The 16,426-nt window shown below is 44.9% G+C and carries 17 protein-coding genes; 7 read left to right on the top strand and 10 right to left on the bottom strand.

The genetic code is table 11. From position 1 onward, the window contains the following. Positions 1-143 precede the first annotated feature (143 nt). Together ACMXYW_RS03730 and ACMXYW_RS03735 are read left to right on the top strand one after the other, a co-directional pair. Positions 144-1,421: a tryptophan--tRNA ligase gene (locus ACMXYW_RS03730; RefSeq protein WP_415905265.1), complete on the top strand. Its 1,278-nt coding sequence runs from the start codon at positions 144-146 to the stop codon at positions 1,419-1,421. Positions 1,422-1,443: 22 nt separating this feature from the next. Beyond that, positions 1,444-2,286: a sulfurtransferase gene (locus ACMXYW_RS03735; protein WP_415905266.1), complete on the top strand. Its 843-nt coding sequence runs from the start codon at positions 1,444-1,446 to the stop codon at positions 2,284-2,286. Between the two features lie 2 nt (positions 2,287-2,288). Here the strand turns inward: ACMXYW_RS03735 and ACMXYW_RS03740 are convergent, their stop codons facing one another. Further along, positions 2,289-3,113: a DUF547 domain-containing protein gene (locus ACMXYW_RS03740; protein WP_415905267.1), complete on the bottom strand. Its 825-nt coding sequence runs from the start codon at positions 3,111-3,113 to the stop codon at positions 2,289-2,291. A gap of 187 nt (positions 3,114-3,300) precedes the next feature. Between ACMXYW_RS03740 and ACMXYW_RS03745 the strand changes: the two genes are divergently transcribed. Together ACMXYW_RS03745 and ACMXYW_RS03750 are read left to right on the top strand one after the other, a co-directional pair. Continuing rightward, positions 3,301-4,227, top strand: a complete 927-nt coding sequence (locus tag ACMXYW_RS03745) for a Dyp-type peroxidase (protein WP_415905268.1) — start codon at positions 3,301-3,303, stop codon at positions 4,225-4,227. 37 nt (positions 4,228-4,264) lie between these two features. After that, complete coding sequence (locus tag ACMXYW_RS03750; RefSeq protein WP_415887158.1) at positions 4,265-4,486, top strand: hypothetical protein; 222 nt, start codon at positions 4,265-4,267, stop codon at positions 4,484-4,486. A 73-nt stretch (positions 4,487-4,559) separates the two neighbouring features. On the opposite strand, the gene cysK is transcribed toward ACMXYW_RS03750, so the two are convergent. After that, entirely contained in the window at positions 4,560-5,528 is a 969-nt protein-coding gene (gene cysK / locus ACMXYW_RS03755) for a cysteine synthase A (protein ID WP_415887160.1), read from the bottom strand. Between the two features lie 206 nt (positions 5,529-5,734). Here cysK and ACMXYW_RS03760 point away from each other — a divergent pair, with 206 nt between their 5' ends. Continuing rightward, on the top strand, positions 5,735-6,205 hold the full coding sequence (locus ACMXYW_RS03760; RefSeq protein ID WP_415905269.1) for a tetratricopeptide repeat protein: 471 nt from the start codon (positions 5,735-5,737) through the stop codon (positions 6,203-6,205). On the opposite strand, the gene ACMXYW_RS03765 is transcribed toward ACMXYW_RS03760, so the two are convergent. The 7 genes from ACMXYW_RS03765 to ACMXYW_RS03795 form a co-directional block, all read right to left on the bottom strand. Then, complete coding sequence (locus ACMXYW_RS03765) at positions 6,202-6,579, bottom strand: DoxX-like family protein (protein WP_415894999.1); 378 nt, start codon at positions 6,577-6,579, stop codon at positions 6,202-6,204. The genes ACMXYW_RS03760 and ACMXYW_RS03765 overlap by 4 nt on opposite strands. 110 nt (positions 6,580-6,689) lie before the next feature. After that, positions 6,690-7,088 carry a GFA family protein gene (locus ACMXYW_RS03770; protein ID WP_415905270.1) on the bottom strand — a complete coding sequence of 133 codons (399 nt, stop codon included), beginning with the start codon at positions 7,086-7,088 and terminating at the stop codon, positions 6,690-6,692. Between the two features lie 26 nt (positions 7,089-7,114). Then, on the bottom strand, positions 7,115-7,705 hold the full coding sequence (locus tag ACMXYW_RS03775) for a tRNA-uridine aminocarboxypropyltransferase (protein ID WP_415905271.1): 591 nt from the start codon (positions 7,703-7,705) through the stop codon (positions 7,115-7,117). Between the two features lie 4 nt (positions 7,706-7,709). Next, positions 7,710-9,125 carry a DUF4139 domain-containing protein gene (locus ACMXYW_RS03780; RefSeq protein WP_415905272.1) on the bottom strand — a complete coding sequence of 472 codons (1,416 nt, stop codon included), beginning with the start codon at positions 9,123-9,125 and terminating at the stop codon, positions 7,710-7,712. Between the two features lie 83 nt (positions 9,126-9,208). Next, the gene (locus ACMXYW_RS03785; RefSeq protein ID WP_415905273.1) at positions 9,209-11,245 is read right to left on the bottom strand and encodes an SUMF1/EgtB/PvdO family nonheme iron enzyme; all 2,037 of its coding nucleotides are present in this window, start codon (positions 11,243-11,245) and stop codon (positions 9,209-9,211) included. A gap of 156 nt (positions 11,246-11,401) precedes the next feature. Next, on the bottom strand, positions 11,402-12,250 hold the full coding sequence (gene kdsA, locus ACMXYW_RS03790) for a 3-deoxy-8-phosphooctulonate synthase (RefSeq protein ID WP_415883695.1): 849 nt from the start codon (positions 12,248-12,250) through the stop codon (positions 11,402-11,404). A 62-nt stretch (positions 12,251-12,312) separates the two neighbouring features. Further along, positions 12,313-12,723: a hypothetical protein gene (locus ACMXYW_RS03795; protein WP_415900282.1), complete on the bottom strand. Its 411-nt coding sequence runs from the start codon at positions 12,721-12,723 to the stop codon at positions 12,313-12,315. A 139-nt stretch (positions 12,724-12,862) separates the two neighbouring features. Here ACMXYW_RS03795 and ACMXYW_RS03800 point away from each other — a divergent pair, with 139 nt between their 5' ends. Further along, the gene (locus ACMXYW_RS03800) at positions 12,863-13,387 is read left to right on the top strand and encodes a HugZ family protein (protein ID WP_415900283.1); all 525 of its coding nucleotides are present in this window, start codon (positions 12,863-12,865) and stop codon (positions 13,385-13,387) included. 12 nt (positions 13,388-13,399) lie between these two features. On the opposite strand, the gene ACMXYW_RS03805 is transcribed toward ACMXYW_RS03800, so the two are convergent. Further along, on the bottom strand, positions 13,400-13,606 hold the full coding sequence (locus tag ACMXYW_RS03805; RefSeq protein WP_415883698.1) for a DUF2788 domain-containing protein: 207 nt from the start codon (positions 13,604-13,606) through the stop codon (positions 13,400-13,402). Between the two features lie 480 nt (positions 13,607-14,086). On the opposite strand from ACMXYW_RS03805, the gene nrdA reads away from it, so the two are divergent. Further along, positions 14,087-16,351 (top strand): class 1a ribonucleoside-diphosphate reductase subunit alpha, encoded by a 2,265-nt coding sequence (gene nrdA / locus ACMXYW_RS03810; RefSeq protein ID WP_415900284.1) that lies wholly within the window; start codon positions 14,087-14,089, stop codon positions 16,349-16,351. Positions 16,352-16,426: the final 75 nt, after the last annotated feature.

Consider the following 16,426-nt stretch of genomic DNA (forward strand, 5'->3'; position numbering starts at 1 on the left):
AAGAAACAGCAAAGGAATAGTGAGGGTTATGGGGGCAACCTCCACGTTTTTTCGGTATTATAACCGCCATTAAATTAGTGACATATATTGAGTTGCCACATTTTTTATAGCGGGCAACGCCATGCAGATTAGAGAAGTGAATAATGGATAAGAAAACTGTTCTGACGGGTATCACTACTACAGGTACACCTCACATTGGGAATTACTTGGGTGCGATTAAGCCTGCCATCGAAATGAGTCAGACAGGTGAGTACAACAACTGCTATTTCCTAGCTGATTTCCACGCATTAATTAAGTGCCACGATCCAGAGCGTGTTGCTCAATCAACGCGTGAGATCGCAGCGACTTGGTTGGCACTAGGCTTAGATACAGATAAAGCGACGTTCTACCGCCAAACAGATATCCCTGAGATCACGGAACTAACGTGGATTCTAACCTGCATGTGTTCTAAAGGTCTTATGAACCGTGCTCACGCTTACAAAGCTTCTGTTGATGCTAACCGCGATGCGGGTAGCAGCGATCTGGATGATGGCATCACAATGGGTCTATTCAGCTACCCAATTCTAATGGCAGCTGACATCCTGATGTTCAATGCTGATCTTATTCCAGTAGGTAAGGATCAGATTCAACACATTGAGATGGCACGTGATATGGCGGGCCGTTTTAACCACACTTACGAAAACCTATTCACATTACCAGAAGCGGTAGTGGATGAGCAGACTCAGCTAATTCCGGGTCTAGATGGTCGTAAGATGTCGAAGAGCTACGACAACACGATTCCGTTGTTTGCTTCTGCTGATGAGCTATACAAGCTGATTAAGCAGATCAAAACGGACACGCGCGAGCCGGGTGAACCTAAAGATGCTGATAACAGCACAATCTTCCAGCTATACAACTGCTTTGCTAATGAAAATGAAGCAGCTGCAATGCGCCAGCAGTTCGAAAACGGTATCGGTTGGGGCGATGCGAAGAAGGAACTATTTGAGTTCCTAGACGCAAAACTGTCTGCTCCACGTGCTCGCTACAATGAGTTGATGAACGATCTTGGTGAAGTGGAAGAGGTTCTACAGAAAGGTGCAGCGAAAGCTCGTGAGATCACTTCTCCGTTGATGGATAAGGCGCGAATTGCGGCTGGTATTCGCCCACTAACTTACGTTGCAGAAGCTAAAACGGAAGTTAAAAAGAAAAAAGAGAAATCTGCAGAAGATATCGCACGTGCTGAAGAAGGCCGTCGTCGCGGTATCTTGATGCAGCTTAAGCCTCTGCTTGAGCAAGTTGAGCAAGCGGACGATAAAGCTGCTGCTGCACAATCTGTTATTGCTGAGAAAACGGCTCAGGTTGAAGGCTTAAAGAAAAAGCAGAAGCAGAAAGCTCAGAATGAACTTGATCTACTTCAAGAAGAGCTAGCGGCTTACCTATAAACCTAAAAAGGCTAAGTTAAATATGTTTACGACAATCATTAGCGCCGAAGAGCTTCAGAATCACATATCGGAATCCGATTGGGTGGTTTTTGATTGTCGTTTTAACTTAGCGGATACCTCTGCAGGTAAAAATGCCTACCTTGATGGGCATATCCCAGGGGCGATCTATCTCGACCTTGATCATGATCTATCGTCACCGATTACGCTTGAAACAGGACGTCATCCGCTGCCTGATTTAGAGCGGTTTGTCGATCGTTTAGCACAGGCGGGTGTGAGCAATAACTCTCAAGTCGTTGTTTATGACGATTGTGCTGGGGCTATGGCGGCGCGTTGCTGGTGGTTGTTACGTTTGGTGGGACATAAAGCGGTAGCGGTGTTGGATGGTGGTCTAGCTGCTTGGCAATCGCTAGGTGGTGAGTTAAATGATCATATCCCACAACCGACTTCTACTGCGTATACATTCTCGTTACTGCCTAATCAGAATTTGACGGTAGCCGAGGTTGAACAGGCACTTGATGCTCAGTCCATCTATCTTGTTGATGCTCGTGCAGCCGAGCGCTATAGAGGTGAGGTGGAGCCAATCGACCCAATCGCTGGTCATGTCCCAAGTGCTTTAAACCGTCCACTGACGGATAACTTAGCCGAGGGTAAATTTAAGCCAGCAGCTCAGCTTCGTGAAGAGTGGTTAAGCGTCTTAGGCAGTAAATCGGTCGAAGCCGTGGTTCACATGTGTGGGTCCGGTGTGACAGCTTGTCACAATCAATTGGCGATGGAAATTGCGGGATTGAGCGGTAGCCGGGTTTATAGTGGTTCTTGGAGCGAGTGGATCAGAGATCCAGCTCGTCCAATTGCGACTAAGTCCTAAATTTATCTACCAATCTCATTAAGATTCCAGTCGTAGTGATAGTCTGAAACCGCTGTAGCGTGTTTCAGTTTCTCTTTTAGATCAGCATTGGCGTATTGCTTTAGGTGCTCGATCAGCTCACTTTCGCTGTTGCCAAAATCCTCTTTAAACCACTTATAAATACTGGAAAGGTGTAGGTCATTACCGTCAAAACGTGCGCCTCGAGGGTGGTTTATATAATCCTTTGCGCCTTGATTTAGAAGCTGTTCGCTATTGTCTGTGGTAAAGGCTTGCGGTTGAAGATTCGGGCAGCCGATTGATGCACAGTTTACGGCATAATGGATGCGCGGATCTTTCCAAATTGGGCGAAGAATACGATGTTCAATATCGTCTAGGCTTAGTTGTTTCCCATTCACTGCTAGCAGTTGTTTTTTCCACGGACCATCGCTGAAAAAGCCCGGTGAAATATCGATATCCCGAATCGACTTCGCGGGGTAATGGTCCAGAATCACATCAACCGTCAGCGCGTTATATAAGTTGATCCAATAAGCTTGCTGTTCAGCGCGGTTGTATTGATGAATATTAATAGCAGCTAAGCGTTGAAGATAAGCTTTAAGTTCAGTTCTATCTGCTGAAGATACATTGGCGTAGTTGATCAGATTGATGCCATCAGAAGAGCGCTTAACATAGCGTTGCAGGTATCGGTCCCAGGCAGAATGGTCGATAGTGGCTGTGCTTGATTGATCATGTTTAAGCCAAAAATCCCAAAGTTCGGCACTTGGGGCTGCAATCGCTAGGGTACTGAAAAGCCATAGACAGGCTGTCGCTAAGAATTTATTTATCATCATTCACTACTATTCATTAAAAGCGTGTTTTAAGTGTGACTTTGAATATTGCTGAAAATTCCCTGACATGATTTTTTTAAGGCACTATTTAAAAGATCTATCGAAGCGATCAATTTAAATCAATGTTGGCTGAGGCAAGATCCCTCTATACTGTGATGGTAATTATTGAGGGGATTTTGAGGACATTGTTATGGCGCAGTATCAAAAGGGTGTGATTGCAGAGGCAAGCCCGTTTGCTCTTTTTCTGACGTTTAATCAAACTCGAACAGCTGATGCGTTAAGCAGGGTAAAGCAGCTTTTAGCAAAAGTACCTAGCCTTGAGCGCGAATTTAACCAAAGCCATCCAGATGGCGAGATTCATATCGTAGCAGCGATCGGTAGCCACTACTGGTCTCAACTGCAGATTGGACCTGCACCGAGTGCTCTTAAGCCATTCCCAAATTTCGAAAATGGTGAAAACATTGCACCTAATACACCTGTAGATCTGTTTTTCCATATTCGATCTCAAGGGAAAGACCTTAACTTTTTAGTTGCGCAGAAGCTTCGAGAGGAGCTAGCTGATGCGGTAACGCTAGTTGAAGAGGTCGAAGGCTTCAGATATCTGGATTCGCGCGATCTTACTGGTTTTGTCGATGGTACTGAAAACCCTGAAGGAGATAACCGAGTCAGTGTGGCGGTTGTAGGTGAAGAGGATGCCCAGTTTAGTGGCGGTTCGTATATTCATATTCAACGCTACGAGCACAATATGCCATTCTGGAACGCTCAGCCTACTAAACTGCAGGAAGATACTGTCGGGCGAACTAAAACGGATAACATTGAGTACCCATCCTCAGAAAAAGCACTCACAGCGCATACCAAACGGACTTCGCTGAAAGATGCTGATGGCAACTCCATCGAAATACTCAGGCATAGTATGCCTTACGGTGATACTCAGACGTGCGGGTTACTTTTCGCTAGTTACTGCCGTACACCGGATAACTTTACACTGATGCTGCAAAGCATGATCGAGGGTGATGGTCATGGTCATACTGATCACCTTTTGAAATATACTCGTGCGGTCACAGGGCATTCACTATTCGCACCGTCGGCTTCGTTTCTAGAGTCGTTGGTTGATTAATAAGCAGGGTGACTGAGTTTGGGCTAGGCTTAAGGGCATGCTTATAAAAAGAGTCGATACCATGCAGCCTACTGTAAGAACCCGAGCAATTGCGGTTGTCACCGTTGATGGGGAGAATTACGAAATTGATGGATGCTATCAAGGTAAGCAAAGAAAGGCGTCTTGGTTCAATGTAATTAAAACAAGTGATCGAAAGATACAGGCCGAACACTTAGATGAATTTCCTTCCCCTGACAAGATCCGTGAAATATTAAATTGATCTGAAAATCAGTTAATAAAAAAGCCAGCTAAGATGCTGGCTTTTTCGTTTATGCGAACTCTTTTAGTAAGACTTACTGCACCATTTCGTTATCTGTGAACATGCCTTCAAACAGAGCTGAAGATAGGTAACGTTCGCCAGAATCTGGAAGGATAACAACGATGTTCTTATCTTTGTTTTCAGGCTGTTGCGCAACACGAAGCGCAGCACATAGCGCAGCACCGCAAGAGATACCTGCCATGATGCCTTCTTTTTCCATTAGCAGGCGTGCTGTTTCAATAGCATCTTCGTTGCTTACCTGCTCAACCTGATCAACCAGTTCTAGGTCTAAGTTTTTCGGAACAAAGCCAGCGCCAATACCCTGAATCTTATGCGGAGATGGTTTAACTTCTTCGCCGTTAATCGTCTGTGTAATAACTGGTGAAGAAACAGGTTCAACCGCAACGGATGTGATCGCTTTGCCTTGAGTGTTTTTGATATAACGAGAAGTACCTGTAATCGTACCACCTGTACCTACACCTGCGACTAGGATATCCACTTGGCCGTCTGTGTCGTTCCAGATCTCTGGGCCTGTTGTTTTTTCGTGGATTTCTGGGTTAGCCGGGTTTTCAAACTGCTGCAGCATCATGTGAGTACCTGGATTCGCATCCACGATCTCTTGTGCTTTATCAATTGCACCTTTCATACCTTTAGCAGGTTCTGTCAGAACGATCGTTGCACCTAGTGCTTTCATGATCTTACGGCGCTCAAGGCTCATAGAAGAAGGCATAGTGAAGACAATGTCGTAGCCACGAGACGCTGCTACGAAAGCTAGTGCAATACCTGTGTTACCACTGGTTGGCTCAACCATGGTCATACCCTGTTTTAGGGCACCACTCTTTTCAGCAGACCAGATCATGTTTGCGCCGATACGACATTTTACGGAGCCAGCTGGGTTGCGAGATTCGATCTTTCCGAAAATATTCAGGCCTGGAGCAAAACGCTTAAGGTGAACGAGCGGAGTGTTACCAATAGTGAGGGAGTTATCTTCGTAAATCTTCATTCTGCTACCCTGTTTAATCCTTTTTATTAGGCGATATATCTAAAATGAATATATGTCGCGTCTTTTATTCGATATCAAGTCTAGAAGTTGTATCTCAGAATTGCTGCGCTGATCAAGGCTTTTTCTATCTTTGGTGATATTTACAATCTTTAGGGCCGATGATGGTATTATTTTCACGATCTCAATTGCCTTTTTAGGGTCTTATAATGCGTGCATTTAATCGACTTTTAGCGCCTGTTATTTTTGCTATCGCTTATGCGTTGTTCCGTTCATCGATAAAGCAGCGTTCCAAGAAGAAGCATGACTTTGTGATGAAGTTGTTTCGATTTGCGGCCGATAACGGTCATAAACGTGCATTGTCTGTGTATGGGCATTTACTGCATTTCCGTGGAGATGGCGTACAAAACCGCATTCAGGGAGGGATTTACCTTCAACAGGCGGCGGAAAAAGGTGATGCAAAAGCGCAGTATCAAATGGGTAAAATCTTTGAAGAGGGTTTTGAGCATTATTTTCAACCTGACCCGACCAAGGCGTTAAAGTTTTACACACAAGCAGCCGAGCAGGCGCATCAACTTGCTGTTCGTCGCTTGGTCGATATCTATACCGATGGCGCGCTAGATAAAGAACCTAATCATGATCTAGCAAAGCAGTGGCAGTCTAAGCAGTCTCAGCTTTAGTGGGGATATTGTTCTGAATTGCTGCGAATAATCAGATAACAAAATACCAGCCCCATCAGGTTTGTGGAAACGGGGTTGAATGCTTCGATGAGAAGATCGGGGCGAACTGCGGTAACAAAACCCAGTAAACCGATCAAAGAGAAAGCTGCCAGATACACTGGGAATAGGTGCTTTCTTAAAAAGATAATCATCAAGCCTAGAACAACCTCAGCGGAACCCGCCGCGGGGGATAGAAATGTTGCGTCCTCTCTAGCAAAGCCCCCGGCTTCAACTAATTGCTTTTCTATTTCGCTTAACCAAATAATTTTGGGGACTAAACCGTGATAGATAAATAGTACGCCCAAGGTTAAGCGGCAAATAAAATTAGTGGTCATCCAGAAATCTACCTTGATAGTCAGGAGAGGAGGCAGTAGTAATCATACTTGCCAAAGAGTTAACTTCTATAGAAATGTAAGTATCGACGAGGGTAACCCATGTTATGTATCTACTTTGAAGGGGCGGCCTCAAACTGATTGACACCTTCAGGCATAACTTCCCAGCGCGCTTTTGAGCCTACATATATGTGCTGGCCAATCTCGATTTCAGGGGCACCATTTACGCAACCTAAAGTAACCTGTAATACCTGATCATTGTGTACGGTACACAAGGTTGACCCGCACTTCTTGCAGAACTTTACGCCGTAACCTTGTTGGTTAGTGTATGAGGTTAAGAGGGATTCTCCGCTTGTCCACTTGAACTGATCCGGCTCGACAAAAGCAACTGCAGAAGCTTGGGCGTTAAATAACTTGCGGCAGCGAGAGCAATGACAGGATCGGCCGTCTTTCAATTTGCCATCAATACGGTATGTCACTTCGCCACAAAAACATTCACCGGTGATAGGCATTTATACTCTCCAGAATTATCGGTTGGCTAGTTCTGTTTAGAACGTTTGTATTGAGTCATAAAGATCTCAAAGGTTCGATCTAACTCTTCTGCTGCGCTGTTTTCATCATTGAGTTTTAATAGTTCAGTGACGGTTTCTGCGGTGCAGAGATGGTCTTTGTCAGGGTTGCGGCGTAGGTCGTAACGACTTGGTGTTTCTGGGTCGAACGCCAGTAATGGTAAGTCGGATAGCCACGGGCTTTTACGAACGATCTTACGTACCTCTTTCCATGTGCCGTCTGGGATAATGATCAGGGTGTTTCTTTCAGGTGCAGCCCCTGTGAATTTTTTGCTTCGACTAACAAGTTCGGGGCGGTCAGCAGGGAATAGCAACCAAGTGTCGGTATTCTCGTCTTGAATACGGTCGATTAAGTCCTGTGGCGGATCGATTCGTTGCCAGATATAGGTAGAGCTATTAGGCAAAACCTTTTGGATAATCTTGCTTGTGGTTGTTGGGCGCGGCGGCTCATTTTCGTGTAGCAGCAATGCTAGCTCTAATTGGCTACCTTGAGGTGTAATTTGGCTGCAGCAGCAATAGGGAATTGCTAGGCCGCAGCCTTCACAAAATGAATCGGGCAAAGTGTTATCGTTTTTCCATTTGAACTTTAAATTTCAGAGTTACTTCGCCTTGAGGAGGTACTTCCAATTTCCAGCGTGCACTGCCGCCCACCACTTTTTCAAATGGGTGGCTACTCTCTTTCATCGCCCATTGTAGCGGGAAATTACCAGTCATTTCTAATTTTGCAGCGGTGGTACGGCTGTTACTGATTTTCAACTCCTGCGCAACCATAAAGCCATTAAAGGTCTTGCTGAAATGGGTTTGCTTACGGTGGATAGATACATCGAAGGCTTTGCCTTGTTGGATCTTAACTTCATCGTTTTCACCGGTATGCCCAATATTACCGCCTCCGGCAAACTGCAGTGAGCCTTTGCTGTCAGGGGTAAACGTGCGCACTTTACCAGCAGGTAATGGCGTACCTAGATTACTCTCTTTATCGTTTTTAAAGGTCAACGTCAGTTGAGGTTTTACTCGATGCTGATTGCGTTCCAAGGTTGGATAGATCAAGAATTCATAGTTATAGCTACGCGCTACAGGGATCTCTTTGGCTGTCAGGAAAGATACCTGTTTTACTTGCCCATTTAGCAAGTCTACCTTGCGAGGGAGGTCGAATAGGTGGAAGTCACCTAAGCTCTCTTGTGCCATGGTTTTAGGTGCTGAACGAGCCATCGCGCCGACTGCAAAATCGGCCTGAAGCATCTCTGCATGGCGATTACTGCCAGGGTTATTTAGACTGCCTGCAACGAGAGATATTTGTGTGTCTTTGTAATCCGCACCAGTATTGTTAGTTAAACTAGCAAGGCCGTCTAGGGAGGCTTTATTACCTGCTTCATTCAGGGTTAAAACGTAGTCCATGCCCCAATTCAAACCGCCTGTCAGATAACTGATACGAGAGAGTTGTGACTTCGATGTGCCAGCGGTGCGGAAGTTTACGCTTGGCTTGCTCAATAGCTGTGGCGGTAGGCTAGGGAAAATGAATCGCCACTGATTATTAAGCGGGATACTTTCAAAACGGTTGTTGCGCTTAATCAGAGCGCGGTTACCGTCCATATTGAGCAACTCCACCTGACTAATAACTTCTTGGCCTGAGACAGGGTTTAAGCGCGCTAGTTGTAGCTGCTTACCTACATAATGTTTCAGCAAATTGCGTTGGTTCAGCAGGTTAGTATTTAAGTTTTGCTCTAAAATTTTTCCGGCATTATCAATCCGTAAGCTTTCGACTTGGAGCTGTTCACTGACATCTTCCAGTGTGATTTTCTGATCTGTACGTAGTGGTGGAAGTTGGCGTGTTTCTCTAACTAAACCCAAGTTTTGGTTATACAGCGTTAGATTAAGTGACTTGCGTTGCTCGGAACTGATTTGAAGAGCGTCCGCTGCTTGCGCAGTTAATGGTAGAAGGCCTGCTACAAGCAAGCACAGGTATGATTGGCGTTTGTTCATATCAATATTGTCCCTGAATCTTTAGTCCATTAATGCAACGTCAGGCTTAACTGAGGCTGAGCAGGAAAGCCTGAGAGTTCGTTTTAGTCTAGATCTAATGCAACACGGAAGCCCCAGCTATTGCGTTTAGAATCGATCGGATGGCGGTAGCGACTGGCAGGTCTAATTAAACGTTCGATCTCAAACCATGACCCGCCGCGCATCACTCTATTTTTACAAGCGCGCTCTTCGTAAGCTGAGCCATCTATTGGAGCAGACGCATAGTTTTCGAGATAACAATCTGCAACCCACTCATCAACGTTACCGGTCATATCGTGAAGTCCCCATTCGTTGGCAGGGAAACTACCGACTGGAGCCGTCTGTTGACCATCCCATTGGCTTCCACAACCGGAGCAGGCAGCCATATTTTCTTTTAGCTCATCGCCCCACCAATAAGTGGTTAAGCTGCCAGCTCTAGCGGCATACTCCCACTCAGCTTCAGTCGGAAGACGATAAGGCTGGCCCGTTTCTCCGCTGAGCCATTTTGTATAAGCAACTGCATCGCGCCAAGTAACATTGATCACAGGGCGATTGCCGCGTCCCCAGCCGTTATCATCAGGTAGCTCTCTTCGGGTTGCTTTAGCGAACGCATCATATTCTGCAAACGTGACTTCAAACCTTGAAAGGGCAAATGGTTTTTTGAGCGTAACAACATGCACAGGCTTTTCATTATCGTCACCAATACCAGCCTGATCACCCATGCGGAAGCTACCTGAAGGCAGTACGACCATATCTGGACCATATAGGGTGTCGGATATCTGGTCTTTAAATAATTGTTGTCCCGGTTCATCAGGTTCTTGGTTGTTGAGTTTTTTTAAAGCCGTTTCTAAATCATGTTCCAGAATTGCTTTGCTTATTGTGAGTGAACGAAGTTCTTTTTCCTTGTTATTTTGAAGTTCTTGTTGAGCTTGCAAAGAATCGTACATTTGCTGCAAGGCTTCTTGCTGCTTCTTAATTTGCAGAGCCTGGAAGTCTTTCTCTTTGAAGTTCATAAAATCAGAGATAAACCAACCAAGCAGATAGCCGCTTATAAATATCACCGAGCCAGCGATGGTATAGATTGCCGTTTTAGGTATCTTAGGTAGTTTTAAGGCGCCTTGAAGTTTTTCTTTTAAAGACGGTTTGCTTTCTTCTGATGTAAGTTCTTCGTTCTCTACATCATCGCTTGCCGAAGCGTCGGCTGCTGCTTCACTTTCCTCTGAACTTTCAGATTCAGTAGGCGCGGCTTCTTCCTCTTTTTGTGAAGGGAAGAGGGCTTTAACTAGCTCCGTACAGTTAGGCGGACGTTCTTCTAAATCGGTTGAAAGCGCCTTTTGCAAAACTTCCCACTGTTCATCATCTAAACCGGAAGGCTGATCTAGTTGCTTTCGAACTCGATCGGCTTCGCCTTCGTTACTTTTAAAAGCCGGCTTTCCGGTAAATAACTCATACAAAATGCAGGCGTAAGAATATACGTCGGTTTTGCGGCTCAATTTACCAGGATGGAAAGCTTCAGGAGATTGATATTGCTGATAATGGAAAGGCTCTTTGCTAAAGGCTGCGATCGCTTCATAGCATTCACGTACGGCAAAAAGTGTAAGCTTTACACCGCCTTTGCGATTGATAAAGATCGTTTCGCTATCTAAACAGGCATGTGGCTTTCGTAACTTTTGAAAGCCCATATCAATGGCATAAGCCACTTGTCTGATTAGGCCTAGCTGTTGATTCGGTTGAAGCGAATTACCTTTCTTGATCAGGTTTGCGAGGGTCAGGCCATCAAGTTTTTCGTATGAAAGGAAAAGTAGTCCACCTTTATGGCTGAAGAAACCGTAGCATTCCGCTATATGCTTGTTTTGCAGTTGCTTGCTGAGCGCTGCATGTTTTTTGATATTTTCGGCAAAGCTATTTTGTTTAAGGAAATTCGGATTAAGGATCAGTAGAGTGACTAAAGGGTTGCCGGATACACCTACATCTTCCGCTTGCCAGAGTTGTCCAAACGGATGAGGGCTGTTGTGTTTGATTAGCTTAAAGCGATGATGCTCAGGGCCAAGGAGAGTTCCTTCCTGTAAAGCATCATAAATGGTTGCTGCCGAGTCGCTCATAAAGACTGATCCTGTTCCTTATCCATGTGCATATCATAGACAAGGCCAGCCTTCTTGGTTAGCACTATTTTGCGACTTTTTTGTGGAACACTTTGATTTATAACACCAAGGAAGCTTTGAAAAACTTAAAGCCTCCTTGGTTTTGGCAATTTATGCTCAGATAGAAGTATCTAGAGGGGGGAAGCTTTTAACTAAATCATCTACGGCTTTCATCTGAGTTAGATATGCTTCAAGGGTGCTTAATGGTAGCGCACAAGGGCCATCACATTTCGCTTTTTCTGGATCTGGGTGAGCTTCTAGGAATAGACCGGCAATGCCCTGAGATAAACCCGCACGAGAAAGTTGCGCTGCAAGTGCGCGACGACCACCTGCAGAATCGGCGCGGCCGCCTGGCATCTGTAGAGCATGCGTCGCATCAAACATAACTGGGTAGCCAAACTCTTTCATGATAGAGAAGCCCAGCATATCAACGATTAAGTTGTTGTAGCCGTAGCAAGAACCACGTTCACATAAGATCAGACGATCGTTACCTGCTTCTTCACATTTGTGCAGGATATGTTTCATCTCTTGTGGCGCTAAGAACTGTGCTTTCTTAATGTTGATAACTGCATCGGTTTTAGCCATTGCCTCTACCAGATCTGTCTGACGTGACAGAAAAGCAGGAAGCTGGATGATATCGCAGACTTCGGCAGCAGGTGCTGCTTGGAATGGCTCGTGCACATCAGTAATCAAAGGCACTTTGAATGTGTCTTTGATCTCTTGAAGGATCTTAAGACCCTCATCTAAACCGGGACCACGGAAAGAGGTTAGGGAAGAGCGGTTTGCTTTATCGAACGATGCTTTAAAAACGTAAGGGATGCCTAGCTTTTCAGTAACAGTGACATAATGTTCGGCAATCTCCATGGCTAAGTCACGGGATTCCAGTACGTTCATGCCGCCAAATAGCACCATCGGTTTGTCGTTGGCAATTTCAAAATCTGCGACTTGTACGCTCTTCTGTTGCATCTTTGTAGTCATCCATAAAAGTCAGAAAGATGCATTATAACGGCTTCTTAACAGAGAGGCTTTTAATTTGTTGTTGGAAAAAGGTGTGCGTATTTTCCAATCCACTCAAGCGCAGCATCTTGATCTGAGAGCTCGCGGCCCTCTTCATTCAGTACATGACTCCTGTAGCGTTGTATATAACAAAGCTGCTCTAACATACGAATGCGTATAAGCGCGTCAGAGTTGTTAAAGGTTATTCCTAGTTCATAACCCTGAGGGGTGTCGTCACAGCTTTGGATAACGCCATAAACCTCTAGATTTTCAGCAATGCTAGGAATTTTGATTTGAATATTCTCACCCAAATGGAATGGTGTAGGTGAGTGACAGATAAGTTGGAGTGAAGAGGGGGGTGTAGAAACCGAATGGGTCTCTTGGAGCTTGAGTTCGATTGGGAACTCATCGGGATGACGTATAAGCACTTTTGAATCGCCCATGATAATCACCTTACCAGTACTGCCAGTATAGCTATGATTCGCATAACTGTTGTATTTTATTTATCGGCTGGTGTTTTCCAGTCTGAAGAAATAAATGGTTAGAAACTGTAAGACTTTGGAGTGAATACGGGGGAACCTTATGTCAGAGCATAAAGAAGGCCAAGCAACACCAGATGAAGCCTGCAAACAATTACAGGAAAGTAAGAAAACCTTGTTGCTGTCGACTCTGAGTGCCGAAGGATTCCCTGAAATTAGCTATGCGCCCTATGTGAAGGATAAGCAGGGGAGCTTTTATATTTTTATTAGTGAGTTAGCAGCGCATACCCAGAGTTTATTAGCGAACAATGAATGTTCCGTTATGTTTATTACCGATGAGGAACAGTCGCAGAATCTCTTTGCGCGTGAGCGTCTAATCTTTAGCTGTTTATCTGAGCGGGTTGATAATCAAGAGGATGCCTATCAGAGCATGCTGGATGATTTAGAAGAGAAGTTTGGGAACGTTGTGGGGATGTTACGTTCCCTGCCAGATTTTCATCTGTTCAGATTAAAACCACAGCAGGGGCGTTATGTCGTAGGTTTCGGTAAAGCTTATGTTGTAGATCCGAGCTCCGGATCGCTTGAACATATTAGCGAGAAAACGTTAAAAGAATCGAAACCTAACTAGATATGAGGATGCTTATGCGGCTCCGCCCATCATCTCTACAACGACAGTTTTTACCAGGAAGGCAGCCAAGCCTAAGCCTAGGGCAAAAAATAAAATGGCAGTACCGAATTTACCGGCGTTGGATTTTTTTGCTAGATCGTAAATGATAAAGAATATAAAACCAGCAAATACTGCAAGACCAATGTTCAGAGCAATTGCTTCCATTTCTGCTAAACGCATTTAGGCTACCTCTGCTTTAAGCTTAAAATTGGGTGCAAATTATACAGGATTTTGTCCTAGAGCGGTACTCGGATATTGTCGGCCAAAAGCGTACATGAAACTTTAAATATGCACCAAAATTTGGCACGGAATTTGACGATTTGCCATGGGTCAAAAAAATAAAAAAAAGTTGGATTGAGGTAAAAAATCTTAGCTCCCCTGAAAGCCCCGTCATATCAATGATTTCGCTGTATTAGAGCGTTCGCCTACACTCTAAAAAATCCAAAATCAAGAGTTGCATTCAACTCTCATATCACTATATTTAGTGTCTTGAATGACTTGAAGCACCACATGTTGTGCCTCTTGAAAGAGTAGAGTCTAAAACCTGCTGCCCGCATGATCGCGTTATTTTTCATGCTTTTGCCAGATTTTAACGGCAAGTTCAGGGTTAAAAGCAGGATCATAATTACAAATATATCTGAGTGTTATTTGGAAGGTCGCATGCAGCAAGATCTGATGGTTACCAAAAGGGATGGTCGGCAAGAAAAGCTAGATCTAGAAAAGATCCATAAAGTAGTTATCTGGGCCGCTGAAGGATTAGAAGCAGTATCACCGTCAGAAGTTGAGCTTAAAGCTCACTTACAGTTCTTCGAAGGTATGAAAACCTTCGATATTCACGAGACTCTAATTAAGTCCGCTGCCGATCTTATTTCGGAAGATGCACCTGATTACCAATACCTATCTGCTCGCTTGGCTATCTTCCATTTGCGCAAGCGTGCTTTTGGTCAGTTCGAGCCACCACACCTGTACCAACATGTTGCAACACAGGTAGAAGCGGGTCGTTATGACAAACATCTAATCGCAGACTACACAGAAGAAGAGTGGGGCGTTCTTAACGACTACTTAGATCACAAACGTGATATGAACTTCTCTTACTCTGCGGTTAAACAGCTGGAAGGTAAGTACCTTGTCCAGAACCGTGTAACTGGCGAAGTTTACGAAAGCCCACAGATTCTTTACATGCTAGTGGCAGCTTGCCTGTTCGCGGATTATCCGAAAGAAACGCGTTTGGATTACGTTAAGCGTTTCTACGATGCGACTTCTCTATTTAAGCTATCTCTGCCTACGCCAATCATGGCAGGTGTGCGTACACCTACGCGTCAGTTCAGCTCATGCGTACTAATCGAAACAGGTGACAGCCTAGACTCTATCAATGCGACATCTGCATCGATTGTTAAATACGTATCCCAGCGTGCAGGTATTGGTATCAACGCCGGTGGTATTCGTGCACTAGGTAGCCCAATCCGTAATGGTGAGGCCTACCACACAGGTTGTATCCCATTCTATAAACACTTCCAGACAGCTGTGAAATCCTGCTCTCAGGGTGGTGTGCGTGGTGGTGCAGCAACGCTGTTCTACCCAATTTGGCACTTAGAAGTTGAATCTCTATTGGTTCTTAAAAACAACCGTGGTGTTGAAGAGAACCGTGTACGTCACCTTGATTACGGCGTACAGATCAACAAGCTAATGTACACTCGCTTGATCAAAGGCGGCGAAATCACATTGTTCAGCCCGCATGAAGTGCCGGGTCTATACGAAGCCTTCTTTGCTGATCAAGACGAATTTGAGCGTCTATACGTTCAATACGAGAACGATCCAAACATCCGTAAAGAGAAAATCAAAGCGGTTGAACTGTTCGGTATTCTTGCTGCAGAGCGTGCTCAGACAGGTCGTATCTACATTCAAAACGTTGACCACTGTAATACGCACAGCCCATTTGATCCGGCTGTTGCACCTGTTAAACAGTCTAACCTTTGCTTGGAAATCGCACTGCCAACTAAACCGTTGCAGCATGTGAATGATCCAGAAGGTGAGATTGCACTTTGTACGCTGTCTGCGTTTAACCTAGGTGCCCTAGAGAACCTAGATGAGCTAGATAACCTAGCTGATCTGATTGTTCGTGCGTTGGATAACCTATTGGATTATCAGGATTACCCAATCCCAGCAGCGCATACATCGACAATGAATCGTCGTCCTCTAGGTGTTGGTGTGACTAACTTCGCATACTACCTAGCGAAGAACGGCGTTAAGTACTCCGATGGTTCTGCAAACGGCCTAGTACACAAAACATTTGAAGCGGTTCAGTACTACCTACTGAAAGCTTCTAACGAGCTAGCTAAAGAGCGCGGTGCTTGTCCTAAGTTTGACGAGACTGTTTACTCGAAAGGCTTGCTACCAATCGACACCTATAAGCGCGAAGTAGATGAGTTCTGTGAAGAGCCATTGCACTACTTCTGGGAAACACTACGCGAAGACATCAAAGAGTTTGGTCTACGCAACAGTACTCTAACAGCGCTAATGCCTTGTGAAACATCTTCACAGATCACTAACTCGACTAACGGTATTGAGCCACCACGTGGTTACGTATCGGTTAAGGCGAGTAAAGATGGCATCATGAAGCAGGTTGTTCCGGGTTACACCGAGTTACGCGACCAGTATGAGCTGCTTTGGGATATTCCAAACAACACCGGTTACCTTCAACTTGTTGGTATCATGCAGAAGTTTGTGGATCAGTCGATCTCTGCAAATACTAACTACGATCCTTCGTTGTTCCCGAACGACAAAGTACCGATGAAGCAGCTTCTTCAAGATCTGCTTACGGCATACAAATACGGTGTCAAAACCCTTTATTACCATAACACTCGTGATGGTGCTTCTGACCAAGCAGATGACGGGGGTTGTGAAGGTGGTGCGTGCAAACTGTAATAGGTTTGCCGCTATCCACTGACCACTCAGAGTAGAGCGCCTGTCACAATGTGGCAGGCAATATAACTAGATTTA

Source organism: Neptuniibacter sp. QD48_55 (assembly GCF_047778115.1).
In the GTDB taxonomy this organism is placed as follows: domain Bacteria; phylum Pseudomonadota; class Gammaproteobacteria; order Pseudomonadales; family Balneatricaceae; genus Neptuniibacter.